The following is a 16,966-nucleotide window of genomic DNA, read 5'->3' on the forward strand; positions in this document are numbered from 1 at the left end:
CTCCTGTTACTGACCCAGCGTCAGAACGCGTTGCAGCATGGTTTTGGCTGCATTCATGATTTCAACGTTGGTCTGATAGGCGCGCGATGCGGACATCATGTTGGCCATTTCTTCTACGACGTTGACGTTCGGGTAATACACATAGCCTTCTTCGTTAGCCATCGGGTGATCTGGCTCATAACGTGCTTGCAGTTCTGCGTCGGATTGCACGATACCGCGCACCTCTACGCCGTGCCCCGACTGGTCTTCGCCAGCAAACAAAGACTGACCCAGGCCCTGCTGCTGATTAAACACGGTGGAAAATACCGGGTTGCGGGCCCGGTAGGTTTCACCCACGCTGCTGGATACGGTCTCGGCATTGGCAATATTGCTGGCCACGGTATTGAGCCGCACAGACTGGGCGCTCATGCCAGAGCCGGCGATAGTGAACACATCACTTAAGGACATAGTTACTCTCCACGCAGGGCAGTCATCAGCCCGGAAAATTTGCTGTTGAGAAAGGTGAAACTAGCCTGGAAGCGGATGGCGTTATCCGAGTACTGCGCTTGCTCTATCTGACTGTCCACAGTGTTACCGTCAACCGCCGGCTGCAGCGGCGTACGGAAGCGCAGGCCTGCAGCCTGGTCGATAAGACTCTCGGCATTCAAATGCCCGGTGTGAGTTTGAGCAGCACTGAACGAGCGGCCCTCGCCCGTCTGCTGGGCTTGTAGCACGCTGGCAAAGTCCAGGTCTCGGGCCTTGAAATTGGGGGTATCTGCGTTGGCTATATTATTGGCAAGCACAGCCGCTCGCTGACCGCGAAACAACAGGGCCTGCTCATGTACTCCCAGCGCTTTGTCGAAATTGATACTCATACGGCATTCCTCAGGATGGCAACAGATGGCCACACAGCGTCTCTGCCGTTAGTCAAAGCAATTGCCATGCCAAAAAAATAATACGTTATTTTTCAATAGGTTATTATTTTATTAAACCGCGAGCGGCAAGAATTTACCGCGCACGGCAAACCGCAGTAGACACACTGAAGGGGGCAATATAAAGGGGGCGATACGGGAATTGGAAAAACAATGACAAACCCTGCCGGAACAGACCGCAGGGCTCGTTATAAAGCTAAGTTACTTGGCTTGGTAGACAATACCAGGGCTACACTGGACCATCTGATAAAGCTCAGGCAAGCCATTGAGCGCTTCGGAAGCACCCAGCATCAGATAGCCCCCAGGCTTCAAGGTGGCATGAATGCGCTTGAGAATATCTTTCTTCAGATCCGCTGAAAAATAGATCAACACATTGCGGCAGAACACGATATCGAACTTGCCCAGCATTGCGTAACTGTCAAGCAGGTTCAACGCGCGGAACTCTACTCGACTGCGAATTGGCTGTTTAACCGTCCAACGACCAGGCTTGGTCTGGTCAAAAAAACGTGCCAGCCGATCAGTAGACAACCCTCGGGCAATAGACAGGCTGTCATACTCTGCCGACTTGGCCGCGGTGAGAATGCCGCCCGAGAGATCGGTCGCTACAATCTGCGCCCCACCCCGCAACTGACCGAGATTGGTCCGGTCAAATTCGTCAATACTCATGCTCAGGGAATAGGGTTCCTGCCCTGAGGAGCAAGCAGCAGACCAGATGCGCAACCGCTGGCCGGGATTTTCCTTGATAAACTCGGGGATAAGCCGGTTCTTCAGCACCTCGAACGGGTACACGTCACGAAACCACAAGGTCTCGTTGGTGGTCATCGCGTCCACCACCGCCTCGCGCAAACCTGCTCTGGGCTGCGACTGAATGCGGCTGACCAGCTCACCCAGGCTCTTGATTTGATGTTGCTCAAGCAGCCGGTTAAGACGACTGGCTACCAGGTACTGCTTGTTGTCGCCAAGCACAATGCCGCAGGCTTTCTCCAGAAATTCGCGGAAAACCTGAAAATCTTTGTTCGCTGATGTCACACAGCCCATCCCGTTCTCAAGTGAGTTCCAGCCCGTAGAGTTGCAGCATCAGTCATTGGTCTTATCCGCGTAATGCATGCAGGCGATCAATTACCCGTTGAGCGAGCTCGTCGGGCTTGAACTTGGCAAGAAAATCATCCGCGCCGACCTTTTTGACCATCGCCTGATTGAACACGCCGGACAAAGAGGTATGAAGCAATATATGCAGCCCCGCCAACCGCGGGTCATTTCTGACCTCCGCAGTCAGGGTGTAGCCATCCATCTCAGGCATCTCGATATCCGACACCATCATCAGCAATTCGTCTGTCACCTTGTCGCCTTGCTCGGCCATCTTGCGAAGGTAGTCCAGCGCCTGCTGGCCATCGTTCAACGAAATCACCTCAACGCCTACCTCCTGCAGGCAGCGGGCCACCTGTTTGCGCGCTACGGAAGAATCATCGACGATCAGCACACGGCGCGCTGTCGCCTCGGTATGCGTTTGCTCGTCAATCACACCGGCGGTGATAGTTTCTACCGTGGGCACAACCTCGGCGAGGATCTTCTCTACATCTATTATTTCGACCATCTGTTCGTCAACACGGGTAACTGCCGTTAGATAGTGATCGCGACCCGTACCCCGTGGCGGCGGATGAATGTCAGACCAATTCATGTTGACGATGCGCTCCACCGAACGCACCAGAAAACCCTGCACGCGATAGTTGTATTCGGTGATGATAACAAATGCCGTGCTCAGATCACTCAGCCCCGGGCCACCGGTTGCCTTGTTCAAATCGATAATAGGCAGGGTGCCGCCGCGAATATGAGCAACCCCACGCACGACAGGATTCAGCCTGGGTAGCAGTGTGAGTTTCGGGCACTGCAACACTTCTTTGACCTTGAACACGTTGATACCGTAAAGCTGGTTCCCGGCAAGCCGGAATAACAGCAATTCAAGGCGGTTCTGACCGACCAGTTGGGTGCGCTGGTTGACCGAATCCATTACGCCTGCCATGGGCAACTCCTTATCGATAGAGGGCTATGCGGCACACATCTTGCTGCATAGTTACCGTAACTCACGTAACGGCGTTTTATTGACATACGCCAACCCTTTTGCCATCAAGGTTCATTGTATGCGTTTTCTAACCGGGTGCGCGGCATTGCCAATATTTTTTTGCGCTGGCCTTTCAGCCAACCCGCTGATTGACCAGCTTATCGGCGCGACCACCGCTTTTCTTGAGCAGGAAGTTAAAACTCATCTGGACCGTAGTGCGCGCGAGGCTCGCTATGAGGTCACGGTAAATCGTCTGGATCCCAGGCTCCGCCTGCCCTTGTGCCCAGCAGATGCGTTATCCGCGAGCCTCGAAAGTCCGGCCGAGCCCGTCGGCCGGGTGACCGTGCGCTTAAGTTGCGAAAGCGAGGTGCGCTGGCGACTGTTCGTGCCCGCGCAGGTCAGCCTGTTTCAGGAAGTGCTAGTCATCACTCGCCCGCTTGGCCGGCACAGCCTGATCAAGCCAGAGGATCTAGCGATGCTGGAGCGTGATACTGGGTTACTCGGCAATGCCTATCTCACCAACCCCCAGCAGGTAGTTGGTATGCGCCTGCGCCGCCAGATCAGCGCCGACAGTGTGCTAACGCCCAACATGCTGGAACAGGATGAAGTGGTCAAGCGCGGCGACAAAGTGGTCATCAGCGCAGCCAATAGCCAAGTGTCGGTACGCATGTCTGGCGAGGCATTGGAGAGTGGCAATATCGGTAGTCAGATCAGTGTACGGAACGTCCGCTCCAGCCGCGTGGTCAAAGCCAGAATAATGGGGCCGGGTCAGGTCGAGGTAGCTATGTAATGCAGCAGATGACATTGCAGGTGGATCAGGTATGATCAGATTCTCGAACATTTTTACGCGCCTCGAGCCGACCGAAGGCTCCTTGTTATTTCCATATAACAATGTGCGCGCTGTCACACAAAATAATCCTAAAGTTCTGAAGTTGGCGGCCGTTAACGCTACTAGCACAGCATTCAGATTCTGAGGAAAACAGAATGGTTATCGATTTCAACACATCCAATAGTGCCGGTCGCAGCGCGCAGTCAAGCGCCGCAAGCGCCAAGCGCGATGCAACCGAAGCGGCACGCCCGGCTGAGCAGACTGCTGCCGACCAAGCCGTCAGTGCTGAAAGCGGCGTAAAGTTGAGCTCCCAGGCGCAGCAGTTGCAGGCGATCGAAGAGCGTATACGCGACCTGCCAGAGGTTGACAGTGCGCGCGTGGCTCAGATTCGCCAGGCAATCAGTGATGGCTCATACCAGACCGACAGCGCGCGTATTGCAGACAAGCTTCTGGCCCTCGAGGAATAATTCGGAGTACCATCCAGAAGCTTTGCTGCCACTCGAAGCGGAGAACCCGGATGGAACACCTGAATACGCTTTTTTCTGCCGCAAAAATTGATGCAGAAGCTTTTACTGCGCTACTCGACCAGGAACACAAAGCCCTTGTCGACCGTGATATGCCCGCCCTCGAAGAGCTGCTGGCGGAGAAAGCTCCGCTGGTGAGCGCTCTGTCTCAGCATGATCGCGCCATCATCGCCTATTGCCAACAAGCGGGCATTCAGCCAGGCGAGAGCCTTGAACAGCATCTGGCTGTCACGCAACCACTAACGCTTCTGAGCACTTATCAAGCTTTCAAAGAGGCCCTGCAACGCTGCCAGATTGCCAACGAACGCAATGCCCGGCTGATTCGGCATAGCCAGCAGGCTACCGCCCAATTACTCGACCTACTGCGCAATCAGGGCGAGTCAAGTCAGAACATCTACGACAGTCAGGGCCTTGCCAGCAAAAGTGGCACCCCACGCAACCTGACCAAGGTATAAAGCGTACATTGCAGCGCACCATGATGTTGTCTGGCCATGGTGCTGTATAGTTCTTGCTTGATTTTCTGATATCGAGAGTCGTCAGTGTCTACCTTATTCGACCAAGAAGCTGGTCCACAGCCACCACGCGAAGTACGCTCCGCGATAGAGATCCTATCGCTCCTGAAAAATATTCAGCAGCGTCACGATCCACTTATCATCACCTTTACTGATCGCACTCAGCGCTTTCAGAGCTTTATCGTCAAGATCGATACCGACGCCAAGCAGCTTTGGCTCGATGAACTGATTCCCCGCGAAGGCGACCGTTATGCCGTCATGGGCGAATCCTTCCGCGCTGAGAGCTGGATTGACGGTGTGCATATCCGTTGGCAATGCCTGGGCGTCCAGAAAGTCATGCTTGACGATGCGCCGGCCTACCGTGCCCCGCTACCTCAAGAACTGATCTATCACCAGAAACGCGGAGCCTTCCGTGCCGCAGTGCGTCGTAGCCTGGATGCCAGCATTGGTATTGTTCACACAAAGCGGGCTGTGGCTCTAACCGGCAGCATTATGGATATTTCCGCCACTGGCTGCAAAGCACGGATGCCCGGCGATTGCAGTCATCTGCTGCCGCCAGGTGAGGAATTTGAGGCCAGCTACCTGCAATTGCCAGATAACGGCAGAAGTGCGCTAAACCTGGAAGTTCGACACGCTGTCTATGATGCCGTCAGCGACGAAACCCACATAGGCTTGCGATTCAAGCAACCCACCCCGCTCGTGCAACGGCAGATTGACCGCTTCGTCAACTTCCTGCAGCGCGAAGCGCGACGCCTGGAAAAAGACGACCTGTTCTGAGCCTTGCGCTGGCTGTGAGTATAGCGCTACCCATGTAACACCCGGCCGAATCAACCCGGCCGGTGGTCGTCCTGATCTTCATCCCGTTCAGAAGCCTTGACGTGACCATCATCGCGCATCTGCTCTTCCACCATGTGTTCTTCCACCCGCGGGTCCATCGCCGCCGCCAGCGACGAGCTCACCAGGTTACCCGCTGCGGGCATAAAGTGAATCGGTGCGTCCTGAACCAGATGCTCCCCGCTGACCGCTTCCGGCCTGACACGCAAGACCAGCACCAGGGTGCAGCAGGCCATAAACACATACAGCATGTGCGCACCCATGGTTTTCATCAACACCGAGCCCAACAAGGGCCCTACGCTGGCACCCAGGCCAAAAGTTACCAATAGCATCGCTGACAGCGGCACCCGATCATCGGGCTCAACATGGTCATTGGCCAGCGCCACCGCCAATGGGTACAAAGTGAACGCGAGAACGCCAAACAATCCGGTCAGCACCATCAAGCCAACCGAAGACAAGGTCGGCAACGCAATCAATAGCGCGACGCCAGTCAAAATAATCGCGTTGATCTGGATCATCCGGCTGCGATCCAGCCTGTCTGATAGCCACCCCACCGGCCACTGCGCCAGCAAACCGGCGCCGATAGTGACCGCCATAAAAATGCCGATATCCGAGGTAGCCAGTCCGGTCGACGAAGCAAAAATAGGTGCCAGACCGTAGAACGCGCCTAACAATAACCCTGAGACGCCAACCGTGGTCAACGCCAGAGGAATGCGCTGGATAAACAGTCGGATCTTCATCGGCGCCGGATGCAACGGAGCCGGGTGAATTCGATTGGTCACCGCGACCGGAACCAGGCACAGGGAAAAGCACATGGAGACAATCAGCAAATGGCGAATATCCAGATCCGGCATCACCGTGAGCACTACCTGCCCCATCGCAAGACCGAGAAAGGTAACCGCCATATAACTGGCGAAAACCATCCCGCGTTGATGGGATTCAGCCTGCTCATTTAGCCAGCTCTCGAGCACCATGTACTGACACATCATTGCCATTCCGACGACCAGCCGCAGCACCAACCAGAATTCGACACTGGACGTCAGTGCGTGGCCCAGCACCGAAGCGGTTACCACCCCGGCGCTAGCGACAAAAGCGCGGATGTGACCCACCCGCGCGATAAGTCTGTGGCCAATCGAGGCCCCCATTACCAGGCCAACGTAATAGCCGGTCATCAGCAAGCCAATCCATATCTCGCTAGTGCCATCCGCCGACAGACGCAAGCCGAGATAAGTGCCGAGCAGGCCACTACCCAACAACATCAGCAAAGTGGCGAAATACAGTGAAGAGAAGGCAGTAAGACTTCTGGGCATCAAAACTCCGGCGTTAAATCAAAATACATAAATAGTGGCTGACGTGGCTGATGGTCAGTTTAGAACAACAATAGAAATAGAAAGATGACACCGACTGGAATAATTCCAGCTGGCTATTCATCATTTAATCATTGGTTTTATCGGGGGGCACAGCAAAAACGACGAAGCTGGCTACCTGCGTGCAGACCGCAGAGACAGCAACTCTTTGGACATCTGAACCAGCGCCGATGATAACACCGGCAGCAAGGCAAATACAGGAACCTCGGCGGAAGCTACCCCCTTGCGTCAGGCAGGGCGTTTTGTTCACGCTTTTTTAGGTAAGCTCCAACTCCACCCTATTGCGCCCACCCTCCTTGCCTTGGTACAGGGCTCTATCTGCTCGGGCGATAGCGACACTCAGATCTTCTCCGGGGCGATACTCGCTAACCCCTATACTCAGCGTGACCGACAAGGGCATCCCATCACACTCCCATTGGTCTTCCTCCACAGCAACGCGAATGCGCTCAGCGGTGAGCAGAGCCTGCTGAGCATCAGTATCTGGCAGTATGGCTAGAAACTCTTCTCCGCCCCAGCGCCCGAGCGAGTCCTGAGTGCGGAGTACGGATGCCAACACGACACTCATCCTCTCCAGCACCCGATCACCCACATCATGCCCATAACGGTCATTGAAGTGCTTGAAATGGTCTATATCCAATAACAGGAAGGTGAGTCGCAGCGGATTGCGATCACAGCGGGCAATTTCCTTTTCGGCCAGTTCGATCAAATGCCGTCGATTGAAGAGCCGGGTCAAGGAGTCGGTAGTGGCCATGAACTGAAGTTTTCGCTGGGCGCTGCTGACGGTATTGACGTAGAACAGCGACAGATAGCTGAACATACAGAACACCACCGTCAGATTGAAAAGAAATACGCCCAGCAAGGCATTCGATGAAATCGGCTGCAACGGCTCGACAAACCACATCATCGCGAACAGCAATACGTAAAATGCCCATAATCCGGCTACCGCCTTCCATGCTTTGGTCGCGGTCATTCCGGCGAACAAAGCGGGTATGAACATCAGCAGAAAATAGTGAAAGCCACTGTCCCAGCCGATCAGCAGCGTTCCCAACGCGGCATGTATGATTACCTCGGTCCAGATAAGCGCGATGGCAAGCCCGTTACGCCGTTTGTTGATCAGATAAAGCGCCACGAGGTACAGACTCACGCTGGCAACGTTGATCCATGCCAGAATGGGGGAACCGAGCAGATGAAACAGAAAGAAAAACGCTACGTCGACGCTGGCGGCCAGTTGACAGCAGCGCCGAGCTAGTTGCCAGAACTGCGGGCGCGAATGCTTGTTCCGCGCGTCGGGTGCCTGTCTCGGCTCATCTTCTTGTCCCTGTGCCATGCCGCAATTCCATGCTTTGACCGTTTTAGCGGCCTGATTATATCGCTCTCACGCGGCGCAGACGCGATGGACGCGATGTAGATAGCACCGATTATAGCTCAAAGCCATATCAACAAAACCTTACTTATGTCGCTCAACACTAGCCATATAACTGACTCCAATTTTGCCGACAGATTAACCTTCACAGCAGCGCAGAGGCGCATTCTCAACAACCCCCAACTGTGCCTGTTAACTGATCCCCTTGCTGCCCCATTATCCCGTTACGCTTACCCAAGCTGACGCATAGGAGAAATATATGAACATCAGACCGGCTGACCTGTCTGACCTGCCTGACCTACTGCTTTTCGAACAAGCTGTCGTTGCCGCCGAACAGCCCTACAACCCGGAAATTCGCGACAAGGCTCGTTATTACGACCTTGACCGGCTGATCGCCGATGAACTGTCTCTGCTGCTGGTGGCAGAATTGGACGGTGTGCTGGTCGGCTGCGGCTATGCGCAGATCCGCGAATCAAAGGCCCATCTGCAGCATACCCGGCACAGTTACCTGGGTTTTATGTATGTGCAACCGGCGCATCGGGGCCAGGGCATCAACCAAAATATCATCGACCGACTGCTGGCCTGGAGCAGAGAAAAACAAGCCCTGCGTTGTTATCTGGACGTGTACGCCGGCAATGCCGCAGCGATCCGCGCTTATGAAAAGGTTGGCTTCAACAGCTCCCTGATTGAGATGAAACTGTGCCTCGACTAACCTATGCTGCCAACCTCAGTGAATAATCTGACTCAAGAACAGCCTGGTCCGTTCGTTCTCCGGATGATTGAAAAACTTTTCCGGCTCGGCTTCCTCGACAATCTCGCCCTTGTCCATAAAGATCACCCGGTTTGCTACCGTGCGGGCAAAGCCCATTTCGTGGGTAACGCACAACATGGTCATGCCATCCTCGGCCAGACCGATCATGGTATCGAGCACCTCCTTGACCATTTCCGGATCCAGTGCGGAAGTGGGCTCGTCAAACAACATGATCTTTGGCTGCATGCACAGGGCGCGGGCAATCGCCACGCGTTGTTGCTGGCCGCCGGACAATTGCCCCGGGTACTTCAGCGCTTGCTCAGGAATCCGCACCCGCTCGAGAAAATGCATGGCCAATTCCTCGGCTTGACGCTTGGGCATTTTGCGCACCCACATCGGTGATAAGGTGCAGTTCTGCAATACCGAAAGATGCGGGAACAGGTTGAAGTGCTGGAATACCATACCGACCTCACGGCGCACCGCTTCAATGTGCTTGAGGTCATGGGTCAGTTCGGTACCATCGACGATGATATGCCCCTGTTGATGCTCCTCCAAACGGTTGATACAACGAATGGTGGTCGACTTGCCCGAGCCTGACGGCCCGCAAAGCACGATGCGCTCGCCTTGCTGCACGTCCAGGTTAATGTCTTTAAGTACATGGAATTGACCATACCATTTGTGCACGCCCTGCATCTGGATCATGCTCGCACTGCCGGCTGGGTTCATCGTGGAATCAGTCGCTATGTCAGTCACTTCTAATGCTCCTAATGCTTGTGGCCGGTGTCCAGCTTGTGCTCCAGATGAATGGAGTAGCGGGACATACCGAAACAGAAAATCCAGAAAACCAACGCGGCAAAGACATAACCCTCGGTCGCCATACCCAACCAGGCGGGGTCGGTAGTTGCCTGTTTGATGCTGTTAAGCAGGTCAAATAGCCCGATGATGATCACCAGGCTGGTGTCCTTGAACAACGATATAAAGGTGTTGACGATGCCCGGGATAACCATCTTCAGCGCCTGCGGCAATATCACCAGGCCCATTACCCGCCAGTAGCCCAACCCCATAGCTTCTGCGGCTTCGTATTGGCCCTTGGGGATCGCCTGCAAACCGCCGCGAACTACTTCGGCCACGTAAGCTGACTGGAACAGAATTACGCCGATCAGGGCGCGCATCAGCTTGTCGAAGCTCATACCTTCCGGCAGGAACAGCGGCAGCATGACTGATGACATAAACAGCACCGTGATCAAGGGCACACCGCGCCAGAACTCGATGAAGGTCACGCAGATCACGCGAATGGCCGGCATGTCCGAACGGCGACCCAGTGCTAGCAAAATGCCCAGCGGCAAAGCCCCGGCAATGCCAACTGCGGCAATCACCAACGTCAGCATCAAGCCACCCCACTGGCTGGTGCGCACATGCTCCAGGCCAAACCAGCCGCCACTAAGCAGGCAATAGGCGATGACCGGATAGATCAGCAGAAAAGCGATACCGTATAGCCCCTTGCGCGGCATTGCTGATACAAATAGCGGCGCCGCGCCGACGATCGCTAGCATCGCTGTCAAATCAACCCGCCAGCGCAGTTCGGTCGGGTAAAAACCGTACATAAATTGCCCGAAGCGCTGCTGAATAAATACCCAGCACGCACCTTCACTGGCGCAATCGGCGCGAGTTTCACCCACCCAGTCGGCCTGAAGGAAGGCCCACTGAATAACCGGCGGTACAATCAGCCAGATCAGATACAGAGAAAACAGTGTGAGCAGGCTGTTGAACCAGGAAGAAAACAGGTTTTCTCGCAACCAGGCAACGACGCCAATGGCCTGCCGAGGCGGCGGCATATCCGGTTTGAATGTGTGAGTTTGCATGGCTGTTCCTATCGCTCGATCAGCGCAATGCGCTTGTTGTACCAGTTCATCAACATCGAGATGCTGATACTGATGGCCAGATAAACGCTCATAGTGATGGCGATCACCTCAATTGCCTGCCCGGTTTGATTCAGCACCGTACCGGCAAACAGCGAGACCATCTCTGGGTAACCAATCGCCGCAGCGAGTGAGGAATTCTTTGCTAGATTCAGGTACTGGCTGGTCAGTGGCGGAATAATGACCCGTAGCGCTTGCGGAATAATCACCAGACGCAGCGTGCGGCCTGCAGGCAGACCCAGCGAATAGGCAGCCTCGGTTTGGCCATGACTTACCGACTGAATACCCGACCGGACAATCTCGGCGATAAATGCCGCGGTGTACATGGTCAGCGCCAACGTCAGCGCTATAAGCTCGGGAATCAGCACCCAACCATTGCGGAAGTTGAACCCCGTCAACTCCGGTACGGCCCACACCACCGGCGAGCCAGCCACCAGGACCGCGAGTCCAGGAATAACCAGTAGGATACCCAGGGCACCGAGCGAAACAGGAAAAATTTTGCCACTCGCCTCACGACGCGCCTTGGCCCAACGGGCCAGCACCACGATCGCGACGATTGAAATCACCAGAGCCCCCATAAACAACCCAAAGGTTTCTGACAAGTTCGGCGACGGCATATAAAGGCCACGACTGTTGAGAAAAAAACTGTCCAGCACACTCAGGCTTTGACGCGGCCCAGGCAGGCTAAGCATCACCGCGAAATACCAGAACAGGATTTGCAATAAAGGGGGAATGTTACGGAAGATTTCGATGTAGACGGTCGCCAGTTGACGCATCAACCAGTTTGGTGAAAGTCGTGCCACGCCAAGCAAAAAACCCATCAGCGTCGCCATGACAATGCCGATCACTGACACCAACAGGGTATTGAGCAAACCGACCAGGAACACCCGCCCGTAGCTGTCGCTCTCGGTATAGTCAATCAGATGCTGGGCAATCCCGAACCCTGCGGTGTTATTGAGAAAAGCAAAGCCGGTAGTGATGCCGCGCTTTTCCAGATTGGTCATGGTGTTGTCGTACAGAAACCAGCCCATCGCCACCACCAGCACAATGGCCAGCAGCTGGAACATCCACGCACGCACCTTAGGATCGGTCCAGACCGAACCACGCGGGCGAGGTACTTTTGTAGCAATTTGCATAGAAGCCCTCATAGAACACCCACGCCCGCGCGAGCAGGAATGGGGTTCACATCATCGGAACACTACCAGCGACCCGGGGATGGGCCGCCGGTTCTGATCGGATCAGCGCACTGGCGGTGCGTACTGGATCCCACCTTGGTTCCAAAGGGCGTTGAGGCCACGCTCAATCTTCAGCTCGCTGCCAGCGCCAACATTACGCTCGAAGCTTTCTTCGTAGTTGCCGACCTGCTTGATGATCTGATGAGCCCAATCTTTTGGTAATTTCAACTCCTTGCCGTACTCACCCTCGCCACCCAGCAGGCGAGAGATATCCGGGTTGGCGGTGGATTTAGCCATTTCATCAACGTTCTCGGACGTAACACCCAGCTCCTCTGCATTCAGCATTGCAAACAATGACCACCTGACGATATTGAACCACTCATCATCGCCCTGACGCACTACCGGACCCAGGGGCTCTTTGGAGATGACTTCCGGCAGAACGACGTAATCGTCCGGCGAGCCGAGTTTGATGCGTTGCGCATACAGCTGCGACTGATCGGAGGTCAGCACATCACAACGGCCTGATTCCAGCGACTTGGCGCTTTCGTCGGACGTATCATAGGTGATGGGCGTAAAGCTCATGCCATTGGAGCGGAAGTAGTCTGCCGCGTTCAGCTCGGTCGTAGTCCCGGCCTGGATACACAGTGTCGCGCCATCCAGCTGCTTGGCACTCTTGACCCCGAGCTTTTTGTTTACCAGAAAGCCTTGACCATCGTAATAGTTGACGCCGGTGAAGTTCAGACCCAGGCCCGCATCACGCGAACTGGTCCAGGTGGTATTGCGCGAGAGCACATCGACCTCGCCAGACTGCAGTGCCGTGAAACGCTCCTTGGCTGTCAGCGGGCTATAACGCACCTTGCTCGCGTCACCGAACATGGCGGCGGCTACGGCACGGCAGACGTCAACATCCAGGCCCAGATACTGTCCTTTTTCGTCGGCATAGGAGAAGCCCGGCAGTCCGTCACTGATACCGCATTGCACAAAACCTTTTTTCTGAATCGCATCCAGCGTAGCACCCGCGTTAGCCAGACTGCTGACGCCCAAGGCGGCCGCAGCCGCAAATACTGCCAGAGTGGTTTTCACCGTATTCATGCAAAATCTCCAATTTTTTAGTATTAGTAGAGGAGTCTCTTCTCCGTTGCCCGCGCCTTACAGAGCGGGCGCTCCAGCATGCAGGCAAAGCCGTCATGCTGGAGCGGAATTACCGTTGAACTGGCTCGAGACCATTGGCTATACGCCAATCTCAGTCCAGACAGACACTGCAAGGGCTGTACCAGTACAGTTAAGTTCATTGCAAAGAATCTTTCACGGTCAAAACGTTTAGCATTGCGACATATTCGTTACAGATTCCGCTATATACGACTAAAGGACTGCCTCATAACAGAACAGACGCCGCCCTAAACAGTGCGCATGACGCGCAAAAATGGCGAGACGACGGCATTCCGGTTACCTGTTGGGAAGTTTGGGAAGAATGAGTAAAGCCGGACGCGTTCGTTTAGCCCTTTCCTGATTTGACTCAGGCGAGCCATCAGAGCAGTTGAATATTGCCTTTGACCTGACTGGCCTCAAGACGCACGGCGATAAACTTGGAGGCGGGGGTGAAGGAGCCCGCGCCATAGCTATCCAGTGCTACCAGCGGGTTGGTTTCAGGGTAATAGGCTGCCGCCTGACCCAGCGGCACATCGAATGCCAGTAATGCGAAGCCCTGCACCCGCCGCTCGATGCCGTCGTCCCAAAGAGCTATCAGATCAACCCTCTGCCCCGGCTCAAATCCCAGGCGCTGGATATCCCGAGCATTGACAAACACCACCTCACGGGTGCCATGCACCCCGCGGTAACGATCATCCAAGCCGTAGATCGTGGTGTTGTACTGGTCATGGGAGCGCAACGTCTGCAGTATCAGATCAGGTGTCTGACCGGTGGCAAGCACCCTTTCATGCAATAGAACTGCCGGCAGCGCATTGGCGCTGAATACCGCCTTAGCCTGCGGCGTATTCCAACGTAGCGCGTTGACCGGATTCGGCAGATGAAAGCCGCCGGGCTGCGCGATCCGCTCATTGAATCGGTCGAAGCCTGGAATCGTCTGACTGATAAGCTCGCGAATACGTGCGTAATCGTCTATCAGGCTGAGCCAGTCGACGGGGTAATCCCCTAGTGTGGCTTGGCCTATCCCGGCAATAATCGCAGGTTCCGAACGCATCGCGGCAGACAGCGGCGGTAACTGTCCATAAGAGGCATGGATCATACTGAACGAGTCTTCCACGGTAACCGCCTGCGCTCCGCCCTGCTGCAGGTCGATATCAGTACGCCCCAGGCAGGGCAGAATCAGTGCATCAGCGCCTGGCATCAAGTGGCTTCGGTTAAGTTTGGTGCTGATCTGCACGGTCAGTGCACATTGCTGCAATGCTTGATGGGTGCGTGGGGTATCCGGAGTGGCTTGGGCAAAATTCCCCCCCAGCGCAACAAACACCCGGATCTGGCCTGAGAGCATGGCATTGATTGCTTCAACGGTGTTATGGCCAGCCTGCCTGGGTACCTGGAACCCAAACTGTTGTTCGATGGCGTCCAGCAGAGCCTTCCCTGGGCGCTCGTTAATGCCCATGGTACGGTCACCCTGAACATTACTGTGGCCGCGAACCGGGCAGACGCCAGCGCCTGGCTTGCCCAATTGGCCGCACAGCATCTGCAGATGAGCAATTTCCTGAATAGTTGCGACTGCATGATGGTGCTGAGTTATACCCATAGCCCAACAGATGATGACTTTATCGCAATGACGATACCGTTGTGCGGCTTGCTCGATGTCCTGCAATGTCAGACCGGATTGTTCAACAATCTGATCCCATGGAGTGGCATCCAACTGCGCCAGGTAGCCCTCCAACCCGTGACATTGCTGCGCGAGAAACCCCCTGTCGAACACCTCCATAGCGCCGCTATTTAACGCCTCCTGCTCCCACTGCCAAAGATACTTGGCCATGCCGCGCAAAGCGGCAAAATCCCCGCCCAGTGCCGGGCGAAAGAACGCGGTATTAAGCGGTGAGGAACTATTACTGAGCATCTCCAATGCCGACTGCGGGTGCTGGAAACGCTCAAGCCCGCGCTCCCGCAGGGGATTGAAGCACACCACCTGAGCGCCACGCTTTACTGCCTCTTTTAAAGGCTCCAGCATGCGTGGGTGATTGGTCCCTGGATTTTGACCGAAAATGAATATCCCATCGGCCAGTGCAAAATCGTCCAGGGTAACCGTGCCTTTGCCAGAGCCCAGAGCCGCATCCAATGCCACCCCGCTCGCTTCGTGGCACATGTTCGAACAATCTGGAAAGTTATTCGTGCCCAGTGCACGAACAAACAATTGGTAGAGAAAGGCAGCCTCGTTACTGGCTCGGCCCGACGTGTAAAATGCCGCCTGATGAGGGCTTTCCAAGCCAATCAGATTAGCCGCCACCAGCTTGAACGCCTCGTCCCAGCTGATCGGCGCATAATGATCTGTAGCCCGGTCGTAGCGCATTGGTTCAGTCAAGCGACCCTGGTATTCCAGCCAGTAGTCACTCTGCTGCCGAAGCTGGCTGACGCTATAGCGTGCAAAAAAAGCCGCATTCACCCGGCGCCGCGTCGCTTCCCAGTTAACCGCCTTTGCGCCATTTTCACAAAATTTGATATGCGCTGACTCGCTTGAATCACCCCAGGCACAGCCTGGGCAGTCAAAGCCGCCGTGCTGATTGGTCTTGAGCATTGCGCGCAGGTTTTTAACCGGCTGCTTGCTATCCAGCCACGCCAGACTGACGCTGCGCAATGCACCCCAACCCGCCGCAGGGCCTGTATACCGTTTGTAGCGTGCCGTCATGCGCTATCTCTCGCTGGAAGGGGCGTATAAATTCTGGGGGTGGCGTCATGCGGCAAATGGATCAGGTTCAAACCGTACCGGCTCGCCCACTCCACACTCAGCGTAGTGGGCGCAGACAGACTAACCAGGGTAGCCAGGCCGACGCGTATCGCTTTTTGGATCAGCTCAAGGCTACAGCGACTGGTGACCACCGCAAACCCCAACTGAAAATCGATCTGCTGGCCGTGCAAGGCGCCAATCAACTTGTCCAGCGCATTGTGTCTGCCAATATCTTCCCGACAGAGAATAATATCGCCTTGGGCATCCACATACAGAGCAGCGTGCATAGCCCCACTGGCGCGGGCAAGCGCCTGGAACCGACTGATACGCTCGCGCAGCTGATTAAAATGGCTAGCCTGAGGCAGAGCACGTCTAATCATGGGCTTGAGTTCGGGGAGCGCTTGCGCCATCAGCTCAACGCCACAGAGACCGCAACCGCTCGTTCCGGCCAAGCTACGGCGCTGCTGCTTTAGCGCGCTAAAGGCGCGGTTGCTGATGTGTATTGCGGCATGGCGATCAACCCCAGCGCCTGAAATATCCACTGCGTAGATATCGTTTGCAGACTCGACCAGGCCATTGCTCAGACTGAAACCTAAGGCAAAATCATCCAGATCAGATGGCGACACCATCATCACCGCTTGAGCTACACCGTCATAACTGAGCGCTAACGCGCACTCCTGCGCCAGAACGGCTTCTCCCCTGGTCGATGCAGCATCGATCTCAATGTACTCGTGCGCAGTCGTATCGGTAGGCCGTGATGTGCGTCTAGCCAAAAAGTCATTAATGCTGCCTGGAGGATCTGCTCCGCGCGTCATGGCGGGACCACCTGTATCTGGACTGAA

The 16,966-nt window shown here is 55.3% G+C and carries 17 protein-coding genes; 5 read left to right on the plus strand and 12 right to left on the minus strand.

Annotated elements, in window-relative coordinates; translation table 11 throughout:
• Window positions 1–6 precede the first annotated feature (6 nt).
• The 4 genes from flgC to K787_RS0113050 form a co-directional block, all read right to left on the minus strand.
• Window positions 7–447: a flagellar basal body rod protein FlgC gene (gene flgC, locus K787_RS0113035; protein WP_022963245.1), complete on the minus strand. Its 441-nt coding sequence runs from the start codon at window positions 445–447 to the stop codon at window positions 7–9.
• A gap of 2 nt (window positions 448–449) precedes the next feature.
• Window positions 450–854: a flagellar basal body rod protein FlgB gene (flgB, locus tag K787_RS0113040; RefSeq protein ID WP_022963246.1), complete on the minus strand. Its 405-nt coding sequence runs from the start codon at window positions 852–854 to the stop codon at window positions 450–452.
• 258 nt (window positions 855–1,112) lie between these two features.
• The gene (locus K787_RS0113045; RefSeq protein ID WP_028614910.1) at window positions 1,113–1,940 is read right to left on the minus strand and encodes a CheR family methyltransferase; all 828 of its coding nucleotides are present in this window, start codon (window positions 1,938–1,940) and stop codon (window positions 1,113–1,115) included.
• A 61-nt stretch (window positions 1,941–2,001) separates the two neighbouring features.
• Window positions 2,002–2,931 carry a chemotaxis protein CheV gene (locus K787_RS0113050; RefSeq protein WP_022963248.1) on the minus strand — a complete coding sequence of 310 codons (930 nt, stop codon included), beginning with the start codon at window positions 2,929–2,931 and terminating at the stop codon, window positions 2,002–2,004.
• A 118-nt stretch (window positions 2,932–3,049) separates the two neighbouring features.
• Between K787_RS0113050 and flgA the strand changes: the two genes are divergently transcribed.
• From flgA to K787_RS0113070, 4 genes are all read left to right on the plus strand, one after another.
• Window positions 3,050–3,760, plus strand: a complete 711-nt coding sequence (gene flgA, locus K787_RS0113055; RefSeq protein WP_022963249.1) for a flagellar basal body P-ring formation chaperone FlgA — start codon at window positions 3,050–3,052, stop codon at window positions 3,758–3,760.
• 194 nt (window positions 3,761–3,954) lie between these two features.
• Window positions 3,955–4,266, plus strand: coding sequence for a flagellar biosynthesis anti-sigma factor FlgM (gene flgM / locus K787_RS0113060; protein WP_022963250.1), 312 nt, complete (start codon window positions 3,955–3,957; stop codon window positions 4,264–4,266).
• A gap of 50 nt (window positions 4,267–4,316) precedes the next feature.
• Window positions 4,317–4,778 carry a flagella synthesis protein FlgN gene (locus tag K787_RS0113065; RefSeq protein ID WP_022963251.1) on the plus strand — a complete coding sequence of 154 codons (462 nt, stop codon included), beginning with the start codon at window positions 4,317–4,319 and terminating at the stop codon, window positions 4,776–4,778.
• Window positions 4,779–4,862: 84 nt separating this feature from the next.
• Entirely contained in the window at window positions 4,863–5,612 is a 750-nt protein-coding gene (locus K787_RS0113070) for a flagellar brake protein (protein ID WP_022963252.1), read from the plus strand.
• Window positions 5,613–5,662: 50 nt separating this feature from the next.
• Here the strand turns inward: K787_RS0113070 and K787_RS0113075 are convergent, their stop codons facing one another.
• Window positions 5,663–6,979 (minus strand): MFS transporter, encoded by a 1,317-nt coding sequence (locus tag K787_RS0113075; RefSeq protein ID WP_022963253.1) that lies wholly within the window; start codon window positions 6,977–6,979, stop codon window positions 5,663–5,665.
• Window positions 6,980–7,292: 313 nt separating this feature from the next.
• A complete protein-coding gene (locus K787_RS23105; RefSeq protein WP_022963254.1) occupies window positions 7,293–8,363 on the minus strand; it encodes a GGDEF domain-containing protein in 1,071 nt (356 codons plus the stop codon).
• 295 nt (window positions 8,364–8,658) lie between these two features.
• On the opposite strand from K787_RS23105, the gene K787_RS0113085 reads away from it, so the two are divergent.
• Window positions 8,659–9,111 (plus strand): GNAT family N-acetyltransferase, encoded by a 453-nt coding sequence (locus K787_RS0113085; RefSeq protein ID WP_022963255.1) that lies wholly within the window; start codon window positions 8,659–8,661, stop codon window positions 9,109–9,111.
• A gap of 15 nt (window positions 9,112–9,126) precedes the next feature.
• Here K787_RS0113085 and K787_RS0113090 read toward each other — a convergent pair whose 3' ends face one another.
• The 6 genes from K787_RS0113090 to fdhD all read right to left on the minus strand — a co-directional run bounded on the left by K787_RS0113090 (window position 9,127) and on the right by fdhD (window position 16,939).
• Window positions 9,127–9,876, minus strand: coding sequence for an amino acid ABC transporter ATP-binding protein (locus tag K787_RS0113090; protein ID WP_022963256.1), 750 nt, complete (start codon window positions 9,874–9,876; stop codon window positions 9,127–9,129).
• A gap of 38 nt (window positions 9,877–9,914) precedes the next feature.
• The gene (locus K787_RS0113095) at window positions 9,915–11,012 is read right to left on the minus strand and encodes an amino acid ABC transporter permease (RefSeq protein ID WP_022963257.1); all 1,098 of its coding nucleotides are present in this window, start codon (window positions 11,010–11,012) and stop codon (window positions 9,915–9,917) included.
• 8 nt (window positions 11,013–11,020) lie between these two features.
• Complete coding sequence (locus K787_RS0113100) at window positions 11,021–12,205, minus strand: amino acid ABC transporter permease (RefSeq protein ID WP_022963258.1); 1,185 nt, start codon at window positions 12,203–12,205, stop codon at window positions 11,021–11,023.
• A gap of 102 nt (window positions 12,206–12,307) precedes the next feature.
• Window positions 12,308–13,336, minus strand: a complete 1,029-nt coding sequence (locus K787_RS0113105; RefSeq protein ID WP_022963259.1) for an amino acid ABC transporter substrate-binding protein — start codon at window positions 13,334–13,336, stop codon at window positions 12,308–12,310.
• Window positions 13,337–13,772: 436 nt separating this feature from the next.
• Entirely contained in the window at window positions 13,773–16,085 is a 2,313-nt protein-coding gene (locus K787_RS0113110; RefSeq protein WP_022963260.1) for an FdhF/YdeP family oxidoreductase, read from the minus strand.
• The gene (fdhD, locus tag K787_RS0113115) at window positions 16,082–16,939 is read right to left on the minus strand and encodes a formate dehydrogenase accessory sulfurtransferase FdhD (RefSeq protein ID WP_022963261.1); all 858 of its coding nucleotides are present in this window, start codon (window positions 16,937–16,939) and stop codon (window positions 16,082–16,084) included. Before fdhD ends, K787_RS0113110 begins: the two co-directional genes overlap by 4 nt.
• Window positions 16,940–16,966 lie beyond the last annotated feature (27 nt).

The sequence above is a fragment of the Halopseudomonas pelagia CL-AP6 genome (genome assembly GCF_000410875.1).
GTDB lineage: Bacteria > Pseudomonadota > Gammaproteobacteria > Pseudomonadales > Pseudomonadaceae > Halopseudomonas > Halopseudomonas pelagia.

Excerpts from the sequence above, each read along its gene's own strand:
- K787_RS0113065 (WP_022963251.1), top strand. The coding sequence starts at position 4,317 with ATGGAACACCTGAATACGCTTTTTTCTGCCGCAAAAATTGATGCAGAA.
- fdhD (WP_022963261.1), bottom strand. The coding sequence starts at position 16,939 with ATGACGCGCGGAGCAGATCCTCCAGGCAGCATTAATGACTTTTTGGCT.
- flgM (WP_022963250.1), top strand. The coding sequence starts at position 3,955 with ATGGTTATCGATTTCAACACATCCAATAGTGCCGGTCGCAGCGCGCAG.
- flgB (WP_022963246.1), bottom strand. The coding sequence starts at position 854 with ATGAGTATCAATTTCGACAAAGCGCTGGGAGTACATGAGCAGGCCCTG.
- K787_RS0113050 (WP_022963248.1), bottom strand. The coding sequence starts at position 2,931 with ATGGCAGGCGTAATGGATTCGGTCAACCAGCGCACCCAACTGGTCGGT.
- K787_RS0113100 (WP_022963258.1), bottom strand. The coding sequence starts at position 12,205 with ATGCAAATTGCTACAAAAGTACCTCGCCCGCGTGGTTCGGTCTGGACC.
- K787_RS0113090 (WP_022963256.1), bottom strand. The coding sequence starts at position 9,876 with ATGAACCCAGCCGGCAGTGCGAGCATGATCCAGATGCAGGGCGTGCAC.
- K787_RS0113110 (WP_022963260.1), bottom strand. The coding sequence starts at position 16,085 with ATGACGGCACGCTACAAACGGTATACAGGCCCTGCGGCGGGTTGGGGT.
- K787_RS0113105 (WP_022963259.1), bottom strand. The coding sequence starts at position 13,336 with ATGAATACGGTGAAAACCACTCTGGCAGTATTTGCGGCTGCGGCCGCC.
- flgC (WP_022963245.1), bottom strand. The coding sequence starts at position 447 with ATGTCCTTAAGTGATGTGTTCACTATCGCCGGCTCTGGCATGAGCGCC.
- K787_RS0113095 (WP_022963257.1), bottom strand. The coding sequence starts at position 11,012 with ATGCAAACTCACACATTCAAACCGGATATGCCGCCGCCTCGGCAGGCC.
- K787_RS23105 (WP_022963254.1), bottom strand. The coding sequence starts at position 8,363 with ATGGCACAGGGACAAGAAGATGAGCCGAGACAGGCACCCGACGCGCGG.
- K787_RS0113085 (WP_022963255.1), top strand. The coding sequence starts at position 8,659 with ATGAACATCAGACCGGCTGACCTGTCTGACCTGCCTGACCTACTGCTT.
- K787_RS0113075 (WP_022963253.1), bottom strand. The coding sequence starts at position 6,979 with ATGCCCAGAAGTCTTACTGCCTTCTCTTCACTGTATTTCGCCACTTTG.
- flgA (WP_022963249.1), top strand. The coding sequence starts at position 3,050 with ATGCGTTTTCTAACCGGGTGCGCGGCATTGCCAATATTTTTTTGCGCT.